This window comes from Comamonas sediminis, assembly GCF_041107495.1.
Lineage (GTDB): Bacteria > Pseudomonadota > Gammaproteobacteria > Burkholderiales > Burkholderiaceae_C > Comamonas > Comamonas sediminis.
In genome coordinates this window covers 291,536-313,900 of sequence record NZ_JBGBDC010000001.1, presented here as the reverse complement: position 1 = coordinate 313,900, position 22,365 = coordinate 291,536, and the positions used below count along the sequence as shown (strand labels likewise).

At 64.7% G+C, this 22,365-nt stretch carries 16 protein-coding genes; 7 read left to right on the top strand and 9 right to left on the bottom strand.

The features are described 5' to 3' along the window. Positions 1 to 69: 69 nt before the first annotated feature. From AB7A72_RS01320 to AB7A72_RS01290, 7 genes are all read right to left on the bottom strand, one after another. On the bottom strand, positions 70 to 930 hold the full coding sequence (locus AB7A72_RS01320; protein ID WP_369458796.1) for a hypothetical protein: 861 nt from the start codon (positions 928 to 930) through the stop codon (positions 70 to 72). 699 nt (positions 931 to 1,629) lie between these two features. Further along, a complete protein-coding gene (locus tag AB7A72_RS01315; protein ID WP_369458795.1) occupies positions 1,630 to 2,841 on the bottom strand; it encodes an ABC transporter substrate-binding protein in 1,212 nt (403 codons plus the stop codon). Positions 2,842 to 2,951: 110 nt separating this feature from the next. Further along, the gene (locus AB7A72_RS01310) at positions 2,952 to 4,766 is read right to left on the bottom strand and encodes a class I adenylate-forming enzyme family protein (RefSeq protein WP_369458794.1); all 1,815 of its coding nucleotides are present in this window, start codon (positions 4,764 to 4,766) and stop codon (positions 2,952 to 2,954) included. Further along, the gene (locus AB7A72_RS01305) at positions 4,763 to 6,388 is read right to left on the bottom strand and encodes an AMP-binding protein (RefSeq protein WP_369458793.1); all 1,626 of its coding nucleotides are present in this window, start codon (positions 6,386 to 6,388) and stop codon (positions 4,763 to 4,765) included. Before AB7A72_RS01305 ends, AB7A72_RS01310 begins: the two co-directional genes overlap by 4 nt. A 65-nt stretch (positions 6,389 to 6,453) precedes the next feature. Continuing rightward, entirely contained in the window at positions 6,454 to 9,735 is a 3,282-nt protein-coding gene (locus AB7A72_RS01300) for a carboxyl transferase domain-containing protein (protein ID WP_369458792.1), read from the bottom strand. Between the two features lie 92 nt (positions 9,736 to 9,827). Then, complete coding sequence (locus tag AB7A72_RS01295; protein ID WP_369458791.1) at positions 9,828 to 11,258, bottom strand: NAD-dependent succinate-semialdehyde dehydrogenase; 1,431 nt, start codon at positions 11,256 to 11,258, stop codon at positions 9,828 to 9,830. A 25-nt stretch (positions 11,259 to 11,283) separates the two neighbouring features. Next, positions 11,284 to 12,360, bottom strand: a complete 1,077-nt coding sequence (locus AB7A72_RS01290) for an alcohol dehydrogenase (protein WP_369458790.1) — start codon at positions 12,358 to 12,360, stop codon at positions 11,284 to 11,286. Between the two features lie 258 nt (positions 12,361 to 12,618). Here AB7A72_RS01290 and AB7A72_RS01285 point away from each other — a divergent pair, with 258 nt between their 5' ends. From AB7A72_RS01285 to AB7A72_RS01270, 4 genes are all read left to right on the top strand, one after another. Continuing rightward, positions 12,619 to 13,281, top strand: coding sequence for a TetR/AcrR family transcriptional regulator (locus AB7A72_RS01285; RefSeq protein ID WP_312409595.1), 663 nt, complete (start codon positions 12,619 to 12,621; stop codon positions 13,279 to 13,281). 124 nt (positions 13,282 to 13,405) lie between these two features. After that, positions 13,406 to 13,909 (top strand): sigma-70 family RNA polymerase sigma factor, encoded by a 504-nt coding sequence (locus tag AB7A72_RS01280; protein WP_369458789.1) that lies wholly within the window; start codon positions 13,406 to 13,408, stop codon positions 13,907 to 13,909. After that, positions 13,909 to 14,865 (top strand): FecR domain-containing protein, encoded by a 957-nt coding sequence (locus tag AB7A72_RS01275; RefSeq protein WP_369458788.1) that lies wholly within the window; start codon positions 13,909 to 13,911, stop codon positions 14,863 to 14,865. The genes AB7A72_RS01280 and AB7A72_RS01275 overlap by 1 nt, the downstream gene beginning before the upstream one ends. 149 nt (positions 14,866 to 15,014) lie before the next feature. Next, entirely contained in the window at positions 15,015 to 16,661 is a 1,647-nt protein-coding gene (locus AB7A72_RS01270) for a hypothetical protein (protein WP_369458787.1), read from the top strand. 56 nt (positions 16,662 to 16,717) lie between these two features. On the opposite strand, the gene AB7A72_RS01265 is transcribed toward AB7A72_RS01270, so the two are convergent. Further along, positions 16,718 to 17,713, bottom strand: a complete 996-nt coding sequence (locus AB7A72_RS01265) for a YhdH/YhfP family quinone oxidoreductase (RefSeq protein WP_369458786.1) — start codon at positions 17,711 to 17,713, stop codon at positions 16,718 to 16,720. Between the two features lie 150 nt (positions 17,714 to 17,863). After that, positions 17,864 to 19,081: a CaiB/BaiF CoA transferase family protein gene (locus AB7A72_RS01260; RefSeq protein WP_369458784.1), complete on the bottom strand. Its 1,218-nt coding sequence runs from the start codon at positions 19,079 to 19,081 to the stop codon at positions 17,864 to 17,866. Positions 19,082 to 19,209: 128 nt separating this feature from the next. Here AB7A72_RS01260 and AB7A72_RS01255 point away from each other — a divergent pair, with 128 nt between their 5' ends. The 3 genes from AB7A72_RS01255 to AB7A72_RS01245 all read left to right on the top strand — a co-directional run bounded on the left by AB7A72_RS01255 (position 19,210) and on the right by AB7A72_RS01245 (position 22,341). Continuing rightward, a complete protein-coding gene (locus AB7A72_RS01255) occupies positions 19,210 to 20,049 on the top strand; it encodes an IclR family transcriptional regulator (protein ID WP_407064939.1) in 840 nt (279 codons plus the stop codon). A 59-nt stretch (positions 20,050 to 20,108) separates the two neighbouring features. Beyond that, on the top strand, positions 20,109 to 21,263 hold the full coding sequence (locus AB7A72_RS01250) for an acyl-CoA dehydrogenase family protein (protein WP_369458783.1): 1,155 nt from the start codon (positions 20,109 to 20,111) through the stop codon (positions 21,261 to 21,263). Positions 21,264 to 21,345: 82 nt separating this feature from the next. After that, on the top strand, positions 21,346 to 22,341 hold the full coding sequence (locus AB7A72_RS01245; RefSeq protein WP_369458782.1) for a tripartite tricarboxylate transporter substrate binding protein: 996 nt from the start codon (positions 21,346 to 21,348) through the stop codon (positions 22,339 to 22,341). Positions 22,342 to 22,365 lie beyond the last annotated feature (24 nt).

Genomic DNA, 22,365 nt, shown 5'->3' with positions numbered 1-22,365 from the left:
TTGCCATAAAGGCATGAAAAAACCGCCCTGAGGCGGTTTTGGTTTTAAAGCCTGGGCCAGCCAGGGCATTTACTCAGCTTGTGCAGCCACGCTTTCGATCGCCAGGCGGAGCTGTTCAGGGCTAACCGAAGGAGCGACGGTGTCGTCATTGGCTTCGGTCTTGAGGACGATGCCTGTTCCGGTATCTGCGCGATTCGCCAAGCGGTGCATGGTTGCGATGGATGCTCGTGCACCAGTGCTATTGAGGTAGTAGCCTTCTCCCTCATTCACGCTAAAGCTGAATTGATAGCCGCCGAGCAATCTGCCCGCTGTGCTCACCTTTGCGCAAATCACCGTGCCCACGGCGGCTCCAGACACCTGGTATTCACAGCCAAAGGTGCCTGCGGCAGTGGTGATCAGCCCATTGCCGTTGGCCGTTGCCGCTTGCATCTTTTCGAGCCTGAAAAAGTCCGAAGTGGGCGTCAATGAATTCAGGGGGCTGAAAATCCAGATTCCCTTGAGGCCCTCGGGATTGTTGCCATAGGCAAAGTTGAATCGCGAAATTTCTTTCTCTGCCTCTCCAGGCAAGGTGATATAGCCCTTGGTGCCCGATTCAAAGCGGATCGATACAGTACCTGCGCTGCCGTCCTCCTTGCCCGACAGATCGCCGCTGCCCAAATAACGGCCACCACGGTATTTGTTCAAAGGCGCAGAGTAGCGGTCATTGGCCAAGGTGCCGCTCGTCATATAGAACGTGGCATTGCCGCTGGCATCGTAGGCATACATTTGCATGACCAATGTGTTGTCTTGCACATCAATGGCCAGGCCGCGGCCGGGTTCGCCATTGACCTCGCTGGTCATGATCCAGGTGCCGGTCTGAGGCGCGAACGCGTAAGCCAAACTTGTACCGAGCAAAGCGCCCACCACTGCAAATTTCTTCAAGATCATCATAGCTCCGTTGTAGATCTTTACATTCTAATAACTAATCCTTACATTGCCCTTGCCAAATCGGCATGTGCCCTATTGTTGACAAAGGCAGTGCGGAGGGTCCAGCCCATGTCGCAGATCAAGCAGATTTAAACTTTTGGTTTCTTTTAAAGCTGTCCTTTTTATGGACGCATGGTGGCTTGGGGAGAATCTCATAAGGCGCGACCCACCATCAGCAATACAGCAGCACTGGCTGCGGGTGTGCGTTGCCCTGAATACGGATGAGGCGCTGAAAGGCCGCCGCTTCCGCCCTTCCGATTGCACTTGGGCATCCGGCGAAGAAAAGCGGCCACGGCCATGCGCGGCAAAACGGGGCAATCTGCGATGCCGGAAGCATGCCGTTCGATCCTTGCCCGGGTTTTTGCACCAGCAGGAGACCGATCCACCCGGCCCCGGACAAGCCTGGCGCCGCAGAGGGTGCCTTCGGCCAGCTCTCTCAAACCCGTAGCGCTAGCCTGCTTGCGCCAGCAGAGCGGGTGGCAAGGCTGCTGTACTGCCTGTAAAGAACGCTGCGGGCATTCCGCTCGGGCAGGAGCAGCGGGCGGGGGTCACCGGCGGAGTGCGCGGTTCCCCCAGCTCGGGTGGCTTATGGCGTTGCCAGCGGCCCGCGCGGGGCAAGCCGTGGTGCAGAAGCGCTCCTTCTTTCAGGCGCAGCGCTCCGCCTCAGGATTTGACCAGCGGGCACTTGCCTTCGGACAGCGGCCGGAAGGCCTGCTCCCCCGGAACCGTGGCGATGATCTTGTAGTAGTCCCAGGGCGCCTTCGATTCCTCTGGCTTTTTGACCTGCACCAGGTACATGTCATGCACCATGCGGCCGTCCTCGCGGATCTTGCCGTCGTCGCTGAAGAAGTCCTTGATGGGCGTCTTCTTCATCGCGGTCATCACGGCGCCGGTCTCGTCGGTGCCCGCCGCTTCGATCGCCTTGAGGTAGTGCATGACCGCCGAGTAAGTGCCGGCCTGGGCCATGGTTGGCATCTTGTTCATGACCTTGAAGTACTTTTGCGACCAGGCGCGGCTCTCGGGCGTGCGGTCCCAGTAGAAGGCGGTCGTCGCATACATGCCCTGGGCGGTCTTCAGGCCCAGTGCATGCACGTCCGAGATGAACATCAGCGCAGCGGCCACCTTTTGCTTGTCAGTGATGCCGAACTGGCGCGCGCTCTTGATCGAGTTGATGGTGTCGTTCACGCCATTGGCCAGCGCAATCACATCGGACTTGGAGGCCTGCGCCGTCAGCATGTACGACGAGAAATCGGGCGCATTGAGCGGGTGCTTGACCGTACCGATCACCTTGCCGCCGTTCTTGTCAACGGCCGCTGTGATGTCGTTGGACAGCGCCTGGCCAAAGGCGTAGTCGACCGCCACGATGTACCAGCTCTTGGCGCCGCCCTCGGTGACCGCCTTCACGGTGCTGTTGGCGGTGGCATAGGTGTCGTAGGTGTAGTGCACGATGTTGGCCGCGCAGTTCTCGCCGGTGATCGAGCTGGAACCCGCTTCGGTGTTGATCAGCACCTTGTTCTTTTCCTTGGCCACGGTGGCCACCGCGTTGTGCACGGCGGTATTGCCCAAGCCGATGACCATGTCCACGTTCTCGCGGTCAAACCATTCGCGCGCGCGGGTGGCGCCAATGTCGGCCTTGTTCTGGTGGTCCACCGACAGCAGCTCGATCGGCTTGCCCAGCACCGTGCCGCCAAAATCCTTGATCGCCATCGTGGCCGCCGCCACCGTGCCCTTGCCGCCAATATCGGCGTAGGCGCTCGAGGTGTCGCTGATCACCCCTATGCGCACGGCGTTGTCGGATAGGCCCTGTGCCCAGGCGCCAGAGGCCAGGCCAGCAGATGCAAACAGGGTCGTCAAACAAGTGGTTCTGAACTTCATGGAAAAGGTCTCCTGGTATTGTTATCGTGGGCCTCGGCCAGGTAGCCTGGTGGGCACGGTGTAACGGATCGCACAAAGGGGTTGGCATAAACTGGGGCAGGGCGGAGGTGTCAGGTCATGCGGTGCTCCTTCGTGGGTGGCGTGGCCGCTGTCTCGTTGGCAAGCTGGCCCTGCAGCTCGGCCAGGATCATGGCCTTGAGCTTGAACTTCTCAATCTTCTGCGTCAGCGTGCGCGGGAACTGCTCGACCACGCGGATATGGCGCGGCCGCATGAACTTGGGCATCTTGCGGTCGCACCAGTCATGCAGCGCCTGGCGGTCGATCTGCTGCTGCTCGCGCGCCACCACATAGACCACCACATCGTCCTCGTCGCCCTCATGCGCGGGGATGGCAAAGGCGGCTGTCATCTCGACGGCCGGGTGCTGGTTGACCAGGTCCTCGATATGGAAGGACGAGATGTTCTCGCCGCGCACCCGGATGCGGTCACCCATGCGGTCCACAAAGCTCAGGCTGCCATCGGCATGGCGCAGCGCCGAGTCGCCGGTGTGGAACCAGAGGTTGCGAAAGGCCTTGGCAGTCGTCTGGGGCTTGCCCAGGTATTCCACCAGCAGGTAATAAGGCAGCTTCGACCGAAAGGCCAGCTGCCCGGCCACGCCCAGGGAGCATTCGCCGTCGCGCTCGTCCAGCACGGCAGCCTCCACAAACAGGCTCGGATGGCCCAGGTAGCCCTTGCCCACCTGGCCGGCCTGCGCCGGGCCCAGCAGCTCCAGGCCCAGGGCGGCTGCCTGCGCGCGGATCGCCTCGCGCGTCTGCCCGCGCCGGTAGGCGGGCGGGGATTCGCAGCTGGCGTCCGTCTCTTCAATGACCGTGAAGCAGGACATGCCCGACTCCGTCTGGCCAAAGCCGGCCGTCACAAAGTCAAAGCCGAAGCGGCGTGCAATCTCCGCATGGCGCTGGGGCAGCGGCTGCATGTAGACCTTGTTGAGGCTGTTGTGGTGGTCGGTGGCTGCCGGCGCTGCCTTGGCCAGCCAGGAGATCATCGTGTCCACCAGCACCGCACTGGTTGCGCCACTGACGGCAATGCGGCGCCAGAAGTCATGGGGGCTGAAGCGGTCCCAGCAGGCCAGTCCGCTGCCGGCCCACACCGCCCGCACCACATTGAACACGGCGCCGCCCACGTGGTACATCGGCAGGTCGTTGTAGACCACGTCATGGCCATTGAGCATCTGGCGGAACAGGTAGGTGTACTGGTTCATCCAGCGGTGGCTCTGCACCACGCCTTTCGATGGCCCGGTGGTGCCAGAGGTGTAGATGATGTTGCACAGGTCGTCAAAGGCCAGCGCCAAATCCGGCTTGGGTGCAGGTTGCAGCAGCGCTGCCCAGTCTGTCTCCGCATGCGGGCCGCTGTAGGCCACGCGGTCCGCCACCGCATCATGGCTGCCATCCGGCGGCTCGTAGACCACCACATGGGCTAGCGCTGCGACCTGGCCCAGCTCGTCACGGATCGCATTGAGGGCCGGCACCAGCGCGCGCTCTGCCAGCAGCATCACCGGCTGGGTGTCGCCAATCTGGTAGGCCAGCAGGCGCTCGGTCAGCGCAAAGTTGATCGGCGCAAAGACGGCGCCGGCCTTCCAGATGCCAAACATGGCCAAGGCGCTGATGAGCTGGTTGCGCATGAACACCGACACCGGCATGCCACGGCCGATACCGGCAGCGGCCAGGTTGCCGGCGATGGCATCGGTGATGCGGTCAAACTCGGCATAGCTCAGGCGTACATCGTCTTCGCCATACAGGTAGAAGAGCTGGTCGCCCTTGGTGCGCGCCCAGTGCGCCAGGCGCTCGGTGACCAGTTCGCCATCGCGCTGCAACAGCTCCAGCAGGGCCTGCCTGTCCAGTGCGGCCACGGGGTGGGCAGCTGCGGTCATGCGGCGCTCGCTTTCTGCGGCTCCTTCAGCAGCCGCCGCAGCACCTTGCCGGTGCCCGTGGTAGGCAGCGCATCGCGAAACTCGATCTCCCGGGGCGCCTTGTAGACCGACATCTGCTCGCGGCACCAGTCGATCAGCTGCTGCGCGCTCACCGCTGGCGCGCCCTTGCGGGCAATGACGACGGCCTTGACCGCCTGGCCCTTGTGCGCATCGTCAATGCCGATCACGGCCACCTGCGCCACCGAAGGGTGCTTGATCATGATGGACTCGACCTCTTCCGGGAAGACGCTGTAGCCCGATACCTTGATCATCTCCTTGAAGCGGCCGGCAAAGGTCAGGTAGCCATCGCTGTCGATCTTGGCCATGTCGCCGGTATGCACCCAGCCGTCCTTCAAGGTGCTGGCCGTGGCCTCGGGCTTGTTCCAGTAGCCCTTGAAGTTGCCCGGGCTGCGCAAGACCAGCTCGCCCACCTGGCCGGCGGGCAGGTCCTGGCCGGTGCTTGCTTCGATCACGCGGCATTCCACCCCCTCGATAGGAATGCCGTGCGCGCCCCATTTGATGGCATCGACGGGCATCGAGGTGTCCCAGGTGTGGGTTTCGGACATGCCATAGGTCACCTCGAACAGCTGGCACTGCGGCGCCAGGCTGCGCCACTGCTCGGCCAGCGCCTGGTTGATGGTGATGCCAAAACTGGTGCTGGGGTTGATGCGCAGCGCGCTGAGGTCATAGCCGCGCGCGCCTTCGACCTGCATTACCGCCGCATTCATGCTGGCCACGCTGTACCACCAGGTCACCCGGTAACGCGCCAGCGCCTGCAACACCTGCACCGGGTCAAAGCGGTACAGCAGCACGCAGGTGATGCCGGTGTAGAGCGTGACATTGAGGCCGATCAGCATGCCCGCAATGTGGTTCAGCGGCGCCACTGCCAGCATGGTGTCGTCATCGCGGATGGGGTTGTTGTCTGCCGCTGCATGGGCCTTGAACAGCGCATTGCGGTAGGTCAGCATGGCCCCCTTGGGCAGGCCGGTGGTGCCCGAGGTATAGGTCATCAGCGCCACATCGTCCATATCCAGCGCGCCCACGTCGGGCGCAGGCATCGGTGTGCGCAGGCAGTCCATCAAGTCTGTCGTGCCTTCGATATGGCGCTTGGGCGTGTCGATTTCTGCAGGCAGGTCGATCGTTGGCTGGGCCGGCAGCAGATCGGCGTAGTGGGTCAGGAACACATGGTCAATCGCCGTCTTGGGGCGCGCCGCCTGCACGATCTCGTAGAGCACATCGGCGGCGACGATCACCTTGGCGCCCAGGTCGGAGAGCTGGTACTCCAGCTCATGGCCCTTGAACAGTGGGCTGCAGGGGCCTACCACCGCCCCTAGCTTCTGGATGCCGATATGCGCAATCACGTACTGTGGGCAGTTCTGCATGAAGAGCGCTACCCGGTCACCCTTGACCACGCCGCGCTGCTGCAGCTGGTGCGCAAAGCTGTCGCTCATCTGGTCCAGCTGCGCCCAGCTGATGGCGCTGCCGTACCAGATGAAGGCGGGCTTGTCGGGCTGGGTGCGCGCATGCTGGCGCAGGTACTCATGCAAGGGCTTTTCTTGTTGCCGGTACGCGATGGGGGTCATAGTGTCTCCTACGGTCCTGGTGTTTTTTGGGTCTCGGTCGCAGTCTTTGGGTGAGTGCCTGGTGCCTACCAGGGCGATACGCCCGATGCCGCCCGCCCCGGGCTGGCCGCCGGCAGGCTGGCGAGCATGCGGGCGAGCCAGCCGCGTGTCTGCGCCGGGTCGATCACATCGTCGATTTCGTTGTAGCTGGCCACGTTCAGCGCCTTACCCTGGGCATAGATCTCATCGGTCCTGGCCTGGAAGTAGGCTGCCTTCTCGGCAGCGTCCTCCAGCGCCTCCAGCTCGCGCCGGTAGGCCAGGCGCACCGAGCCTTCGATGCCCATGGGCCCCAGCTCGCCGGTGGGCCAGGCCACCGTGGCTACCGGCACCAACAGGTTGCCGCCCAGCATGGCCTGCGCGCCCAGGCCGTAGGCCTTGCGCAGCACAATCGCCAGCACCGGCACCTTGATGTGGCTGGCCGTGACAAAGATGCGGGCAAAGTGCCGCACGGCTGCGGCCTTCTCGCTCTCGGGCCCGACCATGAAGCCTGGCGTATCGCACAGCGACACGACCGGCAGGCCATAGTTGTCGCACAGCTCCAGAAAGCGCGAAATCTTGTCGGCGCTATTGGCATCGAGTGCGCCGCCCAGGTGGCTGCCATCGTTGGCCAGCACGCCCACGGCCTGGCCCTGCAGCCGCGCAAAGCCGGTGACCACGCTGCGGCCAAACTGGGCGCGCAGCTCCAGAAAGCTGCCGCTGTCAAACAAGGTCTGCACCACGGCACGGATGTCGTAGCCCTTGACCCGGTTCTCGGGCACCAGCGCACGCAGCAGGCGTTGGTCGGCATGTTCGCCGGGCGGCAGCTTGCCCTGTACAAAGCCCAGGTAGGTCTGGGCCAGGGCCACCGCCTCGGTCTCGTCGCGGGCCAGCAGGTCGATCACGCCATTGCGCGTCTGCACGGCCACGGGCCCCACCTCGTCGGCCGCCACCACGCCCAGGCCACCGCCTTCGATCATTGCCGGCCCGGCCATGCCGATGCTGGCATCCTGCGTGGCGATGATCACATCGCAGCAGCCCAGCAAGGCGGCATTGCCGGCAAAGCAGCGGCCCGAGACCACGCCAATCGTCGGCACCTTGCCCGACAGCCGCGCCATGTGCGTGAAGGTGGTGAACTCCAGCCCCGACACGCCCACGTAGTCGGTGTCACCGGGCCGGCCACCGCCGCCTTCGGCAAACAGCACAAAGGGCAGGCCCAGGCGTTCGCTGGTGTGCACGATGCGGTCCATCTTGCGGTGGGCCATAAAGCCCTGCGTGCCGGCAAACACTGTGTAGTCATAGGCCATCACTGCGCAGCGCGACTGCTCGGGTCCAAACTGCAGGCCGTTGATGCGGCCCAGGCCGGTGATGGTGCCGTCCGCCGGGCTCAGGCGAATCAGCTCTTCCTCGCTGCGGCGGCCGCGCTGCATCGCCAGGGTCAGGCCGCCGTATTCGACAAAGCTGCCAGCATCCAGCAACTGGTCCAGGTTCTCGCGTGCGGTGTTCTTGCCATGGCGCCGGCGCTTGGCCACCGCTTCGGGGCGGGCCGCATCCATCAAGCCCTGCTGGCGCTGCAGCACCTTGGCCAGATCGGGGCGTATCGCATCGAGGTCGGCTTGCTGCTGCCCGCTGGCCAGCGCATCGGCCGATGCATCGGGCAGCACCCAACCGAGCAAGGTGCCTGTCGCCACCACCTCGCCCAGCAGCGCGCTGCGCGCCACAAAGCGGCCGCCCTGGCCCAAGGCCACGCTGTGCTCCAGCTTCATGGCCTCCAAAACGGCCACCGATGCACCCTTGGCCAGCACGGTATGGGCATCGGTCTCCAGCGCAATCAAGCGCCCGCGCATCGCAGCGCGCACCGCATCTGCGCCTTCGGGCAGCGCGGGCTCATCGTTGGCGCTGCTGGGCACAGGGTTCTGGCCGGCGGTCTGAGGACCAGGCTGGCGCTGTGCTGCCAGCGCTGCGGCCGCCGCATGCAGCGCCGGGCCTTGGCGCTCCACATAGCTGGTGTCGATCTTGCCGTGCAGTACCTGCGCGTCGCGCAGCAGCGCACGCAGGTAGTCCAGGTTGGTCTCCACCCCCTGGATATGGAACTCGGCCAGCGCGCGATCGGCCTTGGCGCAGAGCACCTCGAACTGGCTGGGCCCGCTGACGACCACCTTGGCCAGCAAGGCGTCGTAGTTGCCCGAGGTCTCGTAGCCGGTATAGCCAAAGCTGTCCACGCGCACGCCCGGGCCGGTGGGCGGCTCAAAGCGTGCCAGGGTGCCGCCCGTGGGCAGGGCCTGGGCATCGGGCTGCATGCTTTCCATGTTCACACGCGCCTGCAGCGCCAGCTGGCGGGGCAGTGGCAGTGCCTGGTCCAGGCCCAGGTCCTGCAGGCTGGCGCCGTCGGCCAGCGCAAACTGCAGCGCCACCAGGTCCAGCCCGGTGATGGCCTCGGTGACGGTGTGCTCCACCTGCAGGCGCGGATTGCATTCGATAAAGATGCACTGCCCGCTGCGGCTGTCGACCAGGAACTCCACCGTGCCCAGGCCTTGGTAGTGCATCGCGGCGCCCAGGCGGCAGGCATGCTGCAGCAGCTGCGCGCGCAGCGCGGCGCCGATGAAGGGGCTGGGCGCTATCTCCAGCAGCTTCTGGTGGCGGCGCTGCAAAGTGCAATCGCGCTCAAACAGGTGCTGCACCGCGCCGCTGCCGTCGCCCACGATCTGCACTTCAATATGGCGGGCGCCGCCGATGAGCTGCTCCACATACAGATCGCTGCGGCCAAAGGCGCTCAGCGCTTCGGAGCTGCAGCGGTCAAAGGCTGCGGCCAGGTCTGCGGCATGCATCACCGCGCGCATACCCCGCCCACCGCCACCTGCCAAAGCCTTGAGCATCACCGGCCCGCCCAGCTGCTGCATAAAGGCCTGGGCCTGCGCCAGGCTGGTGGCGCTGTGCGTGCCTTGTGCCACCGGTACCTGCTCACGCTGGGCCAAGGCGCGCGCCCGGGCCTTGTCGCCAAAGGTCTCCAGCGCCTGGACCGAGGGGCCGATAAAGCGCAGGCCGGCTGCGGTGCAGGCCTGCGCAAAAGCCGCGTTCTCGCTCAAAAAGCCGTAGCCGGGGTGGATGGCATCACAGCCTTCCTGGTGCGCAATCTCGATCAGATGCGCGCCGTTCAGATAGGCGGCTGCGCCCTGGGCGCTCAGCGCGCGGGCCTGGTCGGCAGTGCGGCGGTGCAGGCTGGCTGCATCGTCGCTGGCGTAGACCGCAACGCTTGCGATGCCCCGGTCTGCGGCCGTGCGCGCAATGCGCACTGCAATCTCCCCCCGGTTGGCGATCAATACCTTGTGCATGGAAATCCTTCTCTCTTCGATCACGCTGCCCCGCATCGGCGCGGCAGCGGGCCGGCAGCGGGCCGGCATGCCCTGGGCGCCGGCCTGCGCGCTCAGATGGTCTGGCTGACGAACTTGCTGCTGAGGTAGAAGGCCAGCGCATCGGCGCCGCCCTCGCTGGCATAGCCCGAATCCTTGACGCCGCCAAACGGCTGCTCGGGGTAGCCCATTGCGATCGAGTTGATGCCGACCAGGCCGCTTTCGATCCCGTTCTTGAACCACTCGCCGCGCGTGGCCGAGCCGGTGAACACATAGGCCGCCAGGCCCCAGGGCAGGCGGTTGGCCTCTTGCAGCGCCTGCGCATCGCTGTCAAAGCGCGCAAACGCGGCAATCGGGCCAAAAGGCTCTTCGTTGAAGATGCGCGCATCCTGCGGCACATCGGCCAGCACCGTGGGCGCAAAAAAGTAGCCCTTGCCATCCGGTGCCTTGCCGCCCGTCACCACACGGGCGCCCTTGGCCACCGCATCATCCACCAGGGCCTGCATGGCAGCCACCCGGCGCGGGTTGGCCAGCGGGCCCATGCGGGTGGCCTTGTCCAGGCCATTGCCCATCACATAGCCTTCGGCAATGCGCTGAAAACCGGCAATGGCCTCGTCATACAAGGGCGCCTGCACCAGAAAGCGCGAGGGCGAGATGCAGGCCTGGCCGGCGTTCCAGAACTTCTGCACGCCCAGGAGCTTGAGGCTGCGCGCCAGGTCGGCGTCGTCGCAGACGATGGCAGGCGCATGGCCGCCCAGCTCCATCGACATGCGCTTCATCGCGGCGCCCGCTTGCGCGCTCAGCAATTTGCCCACCGAGGTCGAGCCGGTGAACGAGATCTTGCGCACCACAGGCGAGGCAATCAGGTGCTCGGAGATATCACCCGGCACGCCATAGACCAGGCCCAGCACGCCTGCGGGCAGGCCGGCCTGCTCCAGCACCTGGATGAAGCGGGCCAGCGCCACCGGCGTTTCCTCCGAGCCCTTGACGATGATCGAACAGCCGGCAGCCAGTGCGGCGGCAATCTTGCGCACGGCCTGGTTGATCGGGAAGTTCCAGGGCGTGAACGCCGCCACCGGGCCCACCGGCTCATGCTGCACATACTGGCGCAGCTCGGGTGAGCGCGGGGGGATCATGCTGCCATAGCAGCGGCGTGCCTCTTCGGCAAACCATTCCAGTACCTCGCTGGCGCCCGACAGCTCGATGCGCGCCTCAGTCAGGCGCTTGCCTTGCTCGTGCACCAGCATCAGCGCCATCTCTTCGGCATGCTCGCGCACCAGCGCGGCGGCCTTGCGCAGATAGGCCGAGCGCTCCATCACCGAGGTCTTGCGCCAGGCGGCAAAGCCGGTCTGGGCAGCGGCGAGCGCGGCATCCAGGTCGGCGCGGCTGGCCTTGGCCACGCGGCCAATGCTGCTTTCATCGGCGGGGTTGGTGATGTCCAGCCATTCCTGGCTGCTGCTGTCGCGCCACTGGCCGTCGATCAGCAATGGGACTTGGTAGTTCATGCGGTGCTCCTGGTTTTTTCTGGCTTTAGCTTTGCAAAATGGCGCGGCCGGTGACCTTGCCGGCACGCAGCTCGTCCAGCACGGTCTGCACATCGCCCAGCGGGCGGCTGCTGAGCGGCAGGGACGGCAACACCCCTTGCTGGGCCAGCGCCACCAGCTCACGCAGCTCGGCCAGCGAGCCCACATAGGAGCCGCCGATGGAGATGGCGCGCATGGGGATCAGCGGCAGCTGGATGCTGGCGCTGCCACCAAACAGGCCGACGATGAGGATCTTTCCGCCCTTGCCGACGACGGCATGGGCAAACTCGAAGCTGCGTGTGGCGCCGACAAAATCGAGCACGGCCGACACGCCTTCGGCGCTGGAGCGCGCCAGGGTCTTGGCGGCATCCGTCTCGGCCGGGTCCACCACGCGGCTGGCGCCGGCCTCCAGCGCGGCCTGGCGCTTGGCCGGGTCGATATCGACAACGATGGGCCCCAGGCCATGCAAGGCCTTGGCCAGCGCCACAGCAGCCAGGCCCACGCCGCCCGCGCCGATGATGACCAGCGGTGCCTGCTCGGTCGCTGGCGCCACTTTTTTGAGGGCCGAGTAGGCCGTCAGCCCCGAGCAGGCCAGGGTGGCGGCAAAGGCGGCGTCAATGCCGGCATGGTCGATCAGGTAGCGCGGGTGGGGCACGCGCACATGGGTGCTGAAGCCGCCATCCCGCGTGGTGCCCAGGCTCTCGGGGCGGGCGCACAGGTGTTCATCACCCCGGGCGCAAAGCGCACACTGGCCGCAGCCAATCCAGGGGAAGGCGATCACCGAGCGGCCCAGCGCGCCTTGGGCATCGGGGCCGTTGGCGGCCACGGTGCCGACGATCTCATGGCCCAGGGTGCGGGGCGGCTTGAGCACTTTTTCCAGGCCGAAATGGCGGCCATCGCCCAGGTCAAAAAAGCCCTCGGCCATGTGCAGGTCGCTGTGGCAGACGCCGCAGGCGCTGATGCGCACCAGCACCTCGCTGCCCGCAGGCGCAGCAATGGCGCGGCGCGCCAGTTGCAGCGGCTGGCCAAAATCGACGACCTGGTAACTCAGTTGTTCGCCAGGGCTGGCGGTTGCGTTCGACATGCGCTTGTCTCCTCAATCAACGGGGCTCAATGGCTGCTGGCGCGGCGCTTCGGCAGGGGCCTGAAACGGCTGCTCAGCGTTGGAAAAACCCAAAGATACTGATCAGTATCGTTTGGTACCATTGGGGATTTCACGCATAGTTGACGCAATCGCATCTTGTGCAAAACGGCCCGCCTTTCCACTATGCTGGGGCCATGTGTACAGCGTGCCGGCGCGCGTCACGGCCGCAGCCCCACGCCCACCAGGAGACCTTCAGCAGTGCAGCTACCACCCACCGACACCAACGCAGGCGATGCCAAGAACCAGATCCAGGAATACAAGGACACCTTGATCATCAATGCCGCTGCCGAGCTGTTCTACAAGCGCGGCTTCAAGAGCGCGACGCTCGATGACATCGCAGCCTCGATCGGCGTGACCAAGCCCTTCATCTACAAGCGCTTCAAGTCCAAGCACGAGCTGCTGGAGCGGCTTTTCGACAAGGTGTTTGCTGGGCTCTATGAGGCCGTCAGCCAGTGCGAACAGCTGGAAGACAAGGATCCCGTGCGGCGCTTTGCGTTTTTTATCGACACCTATACGCGCCGCAAGATCGAGCTGAGCAGCTTCTCTGCCATCCTGCTCGAAGAGGAAAAAAGCCTGAGCCCGGAAAAAATCAGCGATATCCGCAGCAAATACCACGGCTTTGATGCGCTGGTGACGCGGCTCATCGTCAATGGCGTGGAAGCCGGCGTCTTTAACGTCAGCAATCCCAAGGTAACGGCCTTTGCCATCAGCGGCATGGTGCAGTGGACGCACCGCTGGTACCAGCCCAACGGCAAGCTGTCCATCGAGGCGCTGTGCCAGGAGATGACGCAGATGGCGCTGCGTCTGGTCGGCTGGACAGGGCAGTACGTGCTGCCCGCGCCGCCTGCTCCGCAACGCTGACCTGCCGGGCGCATGGGGCGCGCCGGATGGCCTCGAAAGTCCTGTGTAAAGACGGTCTTTGCCATTGAATATAATTGAGAGTCATTCTCAACTATTGACTGTGGCAGCAGGGCGCGGACATCGCATGGCATCTCCCGGATACTTGGCTTCGCCCATCGAAGCGCTCTACAAAAACCACCATGCCTGGCTGCAGTCCTGGCTGCGGCGCCGTCTGGGCCATGCGGGCGATGCGGCCGATCTGGCCCACGACACCTTTTTGCGGCTCATGCTGTCACCCCGCAACGTGGACGCAGCCGATGAGCCGCGGGCCTTCCTGACCCATGTCGCCAAAGGCCTGGTGGTGGATCTATGGCGCCGGCGCGAGATCGAGCGCGCCTACCTGGAGACCCTGCAGGCCCTGCCCGAGCCGTATGCGCCATCGCCCGAGACCCAGCTGCAGGTCATCGAGGCCTTGGTGCAGATCGACCGGCTGCTGGCAGGCCTGGCGCCCCGCACGCGCCAGGTGTTTTTGCTGGCGCAGCTCGATGGCCTGAGCTTGCAGCAGATCTCCGACCAGGTCGCCATGCCGGTGATCACCGTGCGCCGCCATATCCACAAGGCCTTGCTGCGCTGCCTGGAGGCCGCGTGATGGCAGGCGTTGCCGCGCAAAACAGCTTGCTCAGCGAAGCGGCCGACTGGCTGATCCGGCTGCGCTATGAAACGCCCACTGCCAAGGAGCAGGCGCGCTTTGAACAATGGCGCAGCCAAAGTCCCGCGCATGAGGCGGCCTGGCACAAGGCCGAAGCCATGCTGGGCGTGTTTGCCCAAGTGCCTGCCGAGGTCTGCCAGCAAACCTTGAATGCCGTGCAGCGGCCCGACCGGCGCAAAAGCCTGGCCTGGCTGGGTGGCCTGCTGCTGGCGGCCCCCGCCGGCTGGCTCGCCTGGCGAGAGCTGTCCTGGCGCGACTGGATGGCCGACCAGGCCACCGCTGTGGGGCAGTCGCGCTCCATGCTGCTGCCCGATGGCTCTACGTTGACGCTCAACACCGCCAGCGCGGTCGCCATCCGCTTCAACGCACAAGAGCGCCGGGTGCGGCTGCTGGGGGGCGAGATCTTGGTGACCACGCATGCCGACCCCTCGCCCCGCTACCGTCTCTTTGTCGTGGAAACACGGCAAGGCTCCGTGCAGGCGCTGGGCACGCGCTTTAGCGTGCGCCGGGTGGATGCGGACACCAGCCGCGTCGCTGTCTTCAGCCACACCGTCGTCATCACCAACCAGCAAGGCGCTACCCAGTTGCTGCAAGAGGGACACACCGCTGACTTCAGCAACAAAAGCATCAGCCCGCCAACCGATGTGCAAGCCAGCGCCGCGCTGTGGGAGCAGGGCATGCTGTTGGCCAAGAACATGCCGTTGGCCGACGTTGTGGCCGAGATCGCCCGGTATCGGATGGCCCCTGTGCACTGCGATCCCGCGGTGGCCCAGCTGCGGCTATCGGGCGCCCTGTCGCTCAAGGACACGGAGGCCAGCCTGGCGCTGCTGGCGCAGTCGCTGCCGGTGCGGATTGAGCGAGAGGCGCATGGGGTCGTGAGGGTGGTGGGGCGTTGAGATTTTTCTAGCCGCTCCTATGGATCTGCGTCCAACAAATGGCGACGTTGCAATGCCCAAGTCCATGCTTTTCATCTGAATAAACGAAATTCAGGATTAAGTCATTATTTGTTTGGTGAATATACTGTCACAAAATCAAGGGAGACCCGGTGGCAAAAACCAAGCACATTCCGTATTTGGCGTCCATTCTCGCCATATCTGCATCGACTCTTTACGCCTCTTCCAGCTGGGCAGGCCGGGATTTCACCCCGCAATCAGGCACCTGGATCGTGAGCAGTGAAATCAATGGCAAACCCGGCCGAGGTTTAGCCATCGATGTGCAAGGCAACACCTTCTTCATGCAGGTCTTCGGATACGAGAAAAATGGTGACGCGACCTTTTACACTGCGACGGGCCAGATGGAGGGCAATAGCATTACCGCTCCGCTGATGCGCTACAAGAATGGGCGTAGTCTGGCCGGGCCGATGCAGGAAGCCGTGGAGGACCGGAGCTTAGGGCAGGTGACCGTCAGCTTTCGCAATGGCCTGAAGGGAACGCTGCAGTTCCCTGGCGAATCAGCGGTGGCGATCGAGCGCCTCATAGTGACCAGTGATGCACCGGGCGTCACCAACCCACTGGCACAACAAGGCGGGCGCTCATTGCGGCTGTTTACGCTGGATGCACAAGGGCAGCCTGACTACACCACCCAGGCGCAGCTTTGGCGAACCGATGACGGCATCACCCATATGGGATGGATCAAGCCCAGCGTCATTGGGATGGTTGACTACCAACCCCTGTTCCAATGTGATGTGCTGCCAGGAACGGCTCGCATGCAATGCACGCCAAAGGACGCTCAAAGACCTGCCGACATCGCTGATATCGAGAGCATGGAGTTGCAGTTTGCGGGCTTTGATATCCAAGGCGTGTTGCGCATGGGCGGCAGCCATCCCCATACCAAGACCATCACTGGTTTTGATCTGGGCGCTGCCCTGAATGAAGCCCCCTACGTTGAAGGCCGCACCACGATCACGCCGGTCCAGCACCATAGCTATCTGGCTTCCAATTTCGGATACGGCCCCGCCTGCCAGGTGACCTGTTACTCGTCCGTCACGACCAACATCCTGATGCCTATGAACGGTACCTGGGTGGTGGAAGATGAATTGACGGGTAAGCCCGGTCGTGGCATTGCGCTGGATGTGCAAGGCGACACCGTCATCTTGCAGCTGTTCCATTACCGTGCAGATGGCCAGCCCACTTTCCATATGGGCAGCGCCATTTACAAGGGCAAAGGTCCGGGCAGCCGCGCCAGCGTGGCAACGATTCCGTTGCGGCAATACCGGGGAGGGCGCAGCCTGGGCGGCCCGGCAAGTACGGCGGAGCTGGAGGCCGAGGCGGGCAATGCCATGGTGGAGTTCTACAGCCCCCCGCTGGAAAGCGGCGCCATAGACCGCAACGTCTGGTGGACGCAAGGACAGTTGCAACTGCCCGGTGAGCCGCCCGTTAAGATCCGGCGTCTGCAAACCGATGTGCCAGCCAGTTTTGCTGAACGCATGTTTGGTGACTGGTATGCCCGAAGCGGCGAGGTCGTTACCCGGTTTGATCGTGTGCAGGGCGAGGGTGTCATCACTGCGGATGGAAAACTTCTTTGTCTGCCTGTGGGCCTGACACCCGGCTCCAACATGAGCTGTGGCGAGCCGGACGGCAACCAGTGGCGTTCGCACTATTCCACCTATCTGCCAGACATGGGGCGTTCAGGGCCATTCCTGCGCCTGCGCGACCGATTTGGCAATGCGACGGGGCTGGGTGCGCTGGACTGATGGTGCAGCTGGCGCATCCAGCTTGAATGCCTTGCGCGTGTCCCAATAGGCTAGCTTCACGCGGCCCCAAACCTCACCACCGTGCGCCCACTCGTCGCCCCCTCTAACTGCCGCGCCGCATGCGCCAGCAACCCGTCCAGCCCGATAAAGCGCACACCGGGCTGCAGCGCTGCAAAGTCCGGCTTCCAGTCACCGGCCAGCTTGTCCCACAGCCGGCGCCGTTGCGGCCAAGGGGCGTTGGCGACGATGCCGAACATCTGCGCGCGGCGCATGATGAAGGGCAGCACGCTGCCGTCAAAGCTGTTGCCCGAGGCATTGCCCACGCTGGCCAGCAGGCCGCCATCGCTCAGAGACCGCAGCATCCAGGACAGCACCGCGCCGCCCACGTTATCGATGCCGGCCGCGAACTGCGGCTTTTCGATGGGACGCTTGGAATCCACCACCTGGCTGATGTCGATCACCTCGCTGGCGCCCAGCGCGCGCAGTGCTGCTTCGTTGCTGCGGTTGCGGGTGAGCGCGGCGGTGCGGTAGCCGGCACGGTGCAGCATATGGATGGCCAACCGGCCCACGGCGCCTCCGGCGCCGGAGATGGCGACCAGGCCGCTGTCGGGCTGAAGGCCCAGTTCTTCAAAGCGCTCCAGCGCCATGGCGGCGGTAAAGCCGGGTACGCCCAGAATGGCGACCTGCTCGGCGCTCAGGCCTGCGGGCAGCGCTTGCAGGTGCTCGGCGGGCGCCTGCACCAGCTCGGCAAAGCCACCATCCACATCAATGCCGCGTTGGAAACCATGGCTGAGCACCATGTCACCAGGCCGGAACTGCTCGCTGCGTGATTCAAGCACCTTGCCCACCACCTCGATCCCCGCGACGCGGGGGAACTGCGTGATGATCCTGGCCATCCCATGCAGCGACAAACAGTCCTTGTAGTTCACGCCCGCATAGTGCGACTGGACCAGTACCTCGCCGGACGCGAGTTCACCGCGCTGCAAGGTCTCCATCTGGGAGTGGATGGCTTTGTCCGCGCTGCGCGTGACCATGGCCTGGTAGCAGTTCATGCAGTTCTCCTGAAGAGTCGCTAACACAACCCTTGATACGTCGTTGCCGAACCTTGTCGTACTACTGTACTGCCTGCGGCTCGACGCCTGGTCTCAATCGCAAACCTTCGGTTTGCTGGGCCGTGTTAGCGACTCTATTGATGTATACGGTCAGACCACGCCTTGCGCGCGCAACTGCGCCAGTGCATCGGCCGACACCCCCATCGCGCCGTAGACCTCGGCGTTGTGCTCGCCCAGCGCCGGGCCGGTGCGGGGCACCGGCATGTCGCGGCCGATAATGCGCGGAACAATGCAGGGCGCAGGCAGGCTGCCATGGTCGGCATCGGGCAGGCGGATGATGGCCTCGCGTGCCCGGAAATGCGGGTCCGCCTCGATGTCGGCGATGTCATAGACCTTGCTGAACGGAATTTCGCAGGCCTCCAGCTTCTGGCTGATCAGCGCAAAGCCATGCTCGGCAAACCAGCCGCTGACGATGGCATCGAGCGCATGCACATGGGCCACGCGGTGCGGCAGGCTGGCAAAGCGCGGGTCCTCGGCCAGATGGGGCTTGCCCATGGCCTTGCACAGCCGCAGCCAGACGGCCTGGGACGAGGCCACCATCGAGAAGAACACGCCATCGGCACTGCGGTACATATTCGACGGCGCCGTGTAGGTGGCCAGATTGCCTTCGCCGCGCCGGGCCAGGCCCAGCTGTTCATGCTCGACGGGCAGCGGGTCCAGAATGCGGAACAGCGCCTCGGTGGCCGACAGGTCCACCTCCACGCCCCGGGCCTCGGGGTCGGCACGCAGGCGGGCAGTCTCTGCGGCGATGGAGAACGCGCAGAAGATGCCGGCCACCGCATCGCCGATCGGGTAGTTGCTGTGCATGGGCGCGCCGCCCGCCGGTGCTGTCAGGTTGGTGAAGCCGCTCATCGCCTCGAACACCCGCGCAAAGCCGGCGCGGGCGCGGTAGGGGCCTGTCTGGCCAAAGCCGGTCAGCCGCACCACGATGAGGCGCGGGTTGGCGCGGTGCAGGGTGGCAATGTCCAGGCCCCAGCGGTCCAGGCTGCCGGTGCGAAAGTTCTCCACCAGCACATCGAACTGCGCCAGCATGGCCAGCAGCAGCTCGCGCCCCTGCGGTTTGCGCACATCCAGGGTGATGCCGCGCTTGCCCCGGTTGGCCACCTTCCACCACAGCGGTGATCCATTCTTGATGGGCTGCATGTGGCGCAGTGCATCGTTGCCATCGGGCAGCTCCAGCTTGACGACATCGGCGCCATGGTCGGCGCACATCGTCGCGCCACTGGGCGCAGCCAGCACCGTGGCCATGTCCAGGATGCGTACGCCGGCCAGCGAGCCAGGGTGGGTCATGGGGTTGTGGTGGGTCATGAAAACTCTTTGTGCAGTAAGCGCAATAGCCGCTTTGTCCCACAGCGGATTGGCGGCTGCAATAGCATGTTTCGCTGATCGAAACACTCGGCTCAAACGATTGACCTGGAAAGGACGCCGCCCCAATCATGACCACACGAACCACCGCCCAACGCCCCGTGAACACCATCTCCCTGCCCGGGCTCGTCAGCCCCCATGACCTCACGCTAGACCGCCAGTTCTCGATGAACCTGGCACGCGGTCTGGAGGTGCTGCGCGCGTTCACACCGGCCAGCCCCGTGCTTGGTAACCGGGAGATTGCCGACCGCACCGGCCTGCCCAAGCCCACCGTCTCGCGGCTGACCTATACGCTCACCTTGCTGGGCTATCTGAGCCGCGACGGCCAGCTGCAAAAGTACCGGCTCGGCCCCGGCGTGCTGTCGCTGGGCCATCCGCTGCTGGCCAGCATGGCCGTGCGCCAATCGGCCAAGCCGCTGATGGAGTCGCTGGCGCGCAGCACCGGCTGCACCGTCAACATGGGCGTGCGCGACCGCGATCTGGTGGTCTATATCGACTCGGTGCGGGCCGATTCCACCAACCAGCACCTGCCCGATATTGGCTCCACCCGCCCGCTGCTGTCCAGCGCCATAGGCCGTGCGCTGATCCTGGCCTGCCCGGCGGCCGAGCAGCGCGCCATTCTCAATTACCTCCAGGTCAAGGACCGTGCCGAGTACGACGCCCAGCTGCCCAACTGGCAGGCCGATGTAGCGCGCTTCAAGGACGAGGGCTACTGCCACTCCAAGGGCGATTGGCGCAAGGAGATTCATGCGATTGCCGTGCCGGTGCGTACCCACCTGGGCGGTTTGCCGGTGGCGCTGAACTGCACCTTGTCCACCCACCGAGCATCCAGGAACCTGCTCACCCGCGAGGTGGCGCCGCTCCTCAAGGAAGCCGTTTTTCAACTGGAACTGGCGCTGGGCATGCGCTAGGGCTTGAGAACCCCAAGCCCGGTAACCAGCGCCCGTCCACAACCTCAGAAAGAAGAGTGATGATCCGAGACCCCCAGACGTTTGAAGCGATGCTGGCTGAGCTGCGCAGCTTTCTACGCAGTGAATGCCAGCCGATCGAGGAACAGGTCGATGCGCAGGACCTGATCCCCGAGCCGGTGGTGCAGCGCATGCGCGAGCTGGGTCTGTTTGGCCACAGCATCCCCGAGGCCTATGGCGGCGCGGGCCTGACGACCGAGGAGCTGGCCTTGGTCAATATTGAGGTCTCGCAGGTAGCGACCACCTTCCGCGCGCGCTTTGGCGGCAATACCGGTATTGCGTCGGAGTCGCTGGTGGTCGATGGGACCGAGGCGCAGAAGCGCCAGTACCTGCCGCTGCTGGCCAGCGGCGAGGTGACGGGCTGCTTTGCGCTGACCGAGCCCGAGGCCGGCTCGGACGCCACCGCGCTGCGGACCACCGCCGTGCGCGATGGCGCGCATTTTGTCATCAGCGGGCGCAAGTGCTTCATCACCAATGCGCCAATTGCCAATCTGTTCACCGTGTTTGCCCGGTCCGAGCCCGGCAGCAAGGGCGCCAACGGCATCAGTGCTTTTCTGATCGAGCGCGGCACGCCAGGGCTGTCCACACCGCCCGCGATGCGCAAGATGGGGCAGCATGGCTCGCCCGTCGGTGAGGTAGTGCTGGACCAGGTGCGCGTGCATGAAAGCGCCATCGTTGGCGGCCTGGAGGGCAAGGGCTTTCGCACGGCCATGCGCGCGCTCAACAAGCAACGCATCAACCTCGCCGGTCTCTGCGTGGGCCCCGCGATCCGCCTGGTGCAGGAGATGGCCCTGCAAGCGCAGCGCCGCCAGCAGTTTGGCCAGCCGATCAGCGAGTTCCAGCTGGTGCAGCAGCTGATTGCCGAGAGCAATACCGAGGTGCATGCCGCCCGCGCCCTGGTGCTGGAGACCGCCCGCAAGCGCGACGAGGGCCAGGACGTGACGATGGAAGCGTCCATGTGCAAGCTCTTTGCCTCCGAGACCTGCGGCCGTGTGGCCGACCGGGCCGTGCAGATCTTCGGCGGCAGCGGCTATGTGGCCGGCAATGTGGCCGAGCGCTTCTACCGCGATGTGCGCCTGTTCCGGCTCTACGAAGGCACCAGCCAGGTCCACATCACCAACATCGCCAAACGCACGATGGCGGCGCTGACTGCTTAGCGGCTTAACAGCACCGCGCGCAGAGACAACAACGAGAGCAGACCGACAAAAGCGCAATCCACCCTTCTCAGGAGACACAGCCATGCAGACCATCCCATCCCTCGCCCATGCGGCACGCGCCTTGCTGGCGTGCAGTCTGGCCGCCACTGCGCTTGCGCAGGCGCAGCCCCAGGCGGAAGGCTATCCCACCAAGCCGGTCAAGGTCATTGTTCCATTCTCGGCGGGAGGGGTGGTCGATTCGGTCGCGCGCATCATCAGCGACAAACTCTCTACCCAATACGGCAAGCCCTTTATCGTGGAGAACAAGACGGGCGCGGGCGGCTCCATCGGCACCGACTATGTCGCCAAATCGGCGCCTGATGGCTACACCCTGCTGGCGGTCAGCCCCAGCCATGCGGTGGCGCCCGCGCTGCAAAAGAGCATCACCTGGAACCCCGTGCGCGACTTCAAGGCCATTGCCGGCTTTGGCTATGTGCCCAATATCATCGTCGTGCACCCCAGCCTGCAAGCCAAGACCATGGCCGAGTTCGTCGCGCTGGCCAAGAAGAGCGCGCCACCGCTGACCTATGCCACCGCCGGCCTGGGCACCTCCAACCACCTGTCGGGCGAGCTGCTGGCGCAAGAGGCCCATATCGCGCTCGCACATGTGCCCTACAAAGGCCAGTCCGAGGCCTTGAACGACCTGCTCTCCGGCCGGGTCAACATGATGCCGCTGACCTCGGCGCTCGCGATTCCGCATGTCAAAAGCGGCAAGCTGCGCGCCTTGGCCGTCACCACTGCCAAGCGCTCCAGCGCATCGCCCGATCTGCCGACCGTGGCCGAAGCGGCGCAACTGCCCCGCTATAACGTGGGCACCTGGTTTGGCTTTGTGGCCCCGGCCAACACACCGGCGCCCGTGCAGCAAAAGCTGTCGGCCGATATTGCGCAGATCCTCGCGCAGCCCGATGTCAAGACCAAGCTCGAATCGCTGGGCATGGAGCTGGCACCGCAGAACGCCGAGCAGTTCGATAGCTTCATCGCGCAGGAGAGCGAGAAGTGGGGCCAGGTCATCCAGCAGGCCGGCATTGAGCCGAACTGATGGCAGCATTCAGACAAGGCCAGC

What these genes read in the sequence shown, in the direction of transcription:
- AB7A72_RS01320 (WP_369458796.1), bottom strand. Translation starts at nt 930, where the DNA reads ATGATGATCTTGAAGAAATTTGCAGTGGTGGGCGCTTTGCTCGGTACA.
- AB7A72_RS01315 (WP_369458795.1), bottom strand. Translation starts at nt 2,841, where the DNA reads ATGAAGTTCAGAACCACTTGTTTGACGACCCTGTTTGCATCTGCTGGC.
- AB7A72_RS01310 (WP_369458794.1), bottom strand. Translation starts at nt 4,766, where the DNA reads ATGACCGCAGCTGCCCACCCCGTGGCCGCACTGGACAGGCAGGCCCTG.
- AB7A72_RS01305 (WP_369458793.1), bottom strand. Translation starts at nt 6,388, where the DNA reads ATGACCCCCATCGCGTACCGGCAACAAGAAAAGCCCTTGCATGAGTAC.
- AB7A72_RS01300 (WP_369458792.1), bottom strand. Translation starts at nt 9,735, where the DNA reads ATGCACAAGGTATTGATCGCCAACCGGGGGGAGATTGCAGTGCGCATT.
- AB7A72_RS01295 (WP_369458791.1), bottom strand. Translation starts at nt 11,258, where the DNA reads ATGAACTACCAAGTCCCATTGCTGATCGACGGCCAGTGGCGCGACAGC.
- AB7A72_RS01290 (WP_369458790.1), bottom strand. Translation starts at nt 12,360, where the DNA reads ATGTCGAACGCAACCGCCAGCCCTGGCGAACAACTGAGTTACCAGGTC.
- AB7A72_RS01280 (WP_369458789.1), top strand. Translation starts at nt 13,406, where the DNA reads ATGGCATCTCCCGGATACTTGGCTTCGCCCATCGAAGCGCTCTACAAA.
- AB7A72_RS01275 (WP_369458788.1), top strand. Translation starts at nt 13,909, where the DNA reads ATGGCAGGCGTTGCCGCGCAAAACAGCTTGCTCAGCGAAGCGGCCGAC.
- AB7A72_RS01265 (WP_369458786.1), bottom strand. Translation starts at nt 17,713, where the DNA reads ATGAACTGCTACCAGGCCATGGTCACGCGCAGCGCGGACAAAGCCATC.
- AB7A72_RS01260 (WP_369458784.1), bottom strand. Translation starts at nt 19,081, where the DNA reads ATGACCCACCACAACCCCATGACCCACCCTGGCTCGCTGGCCGGCGTA.
- AB7A72_RS01255 (WP_407064939.1), top strand. Translation starts at nt 19,210, where the DNA reads ATGACCACACGAACCACCGCCCAACGCCCCGTGAACACCATCTCCCTG.
- AB7A72_RS01250 (WP_369458783.1), top strand. Translation starts at nt 20,109, where the DNA reads ATGATCCGAGACCCCCAGACGTTTGAAGCGATGCTGGCTGAGCTGCGC.
- AB7A72_RS01245 (WP_369458782.1), top strand. Translation starts at nt 21,346, where the DNA reads ATGCAGACCATCCCATCCCTCGCCCATGCGGCACGCGCCTTGCTGGCG.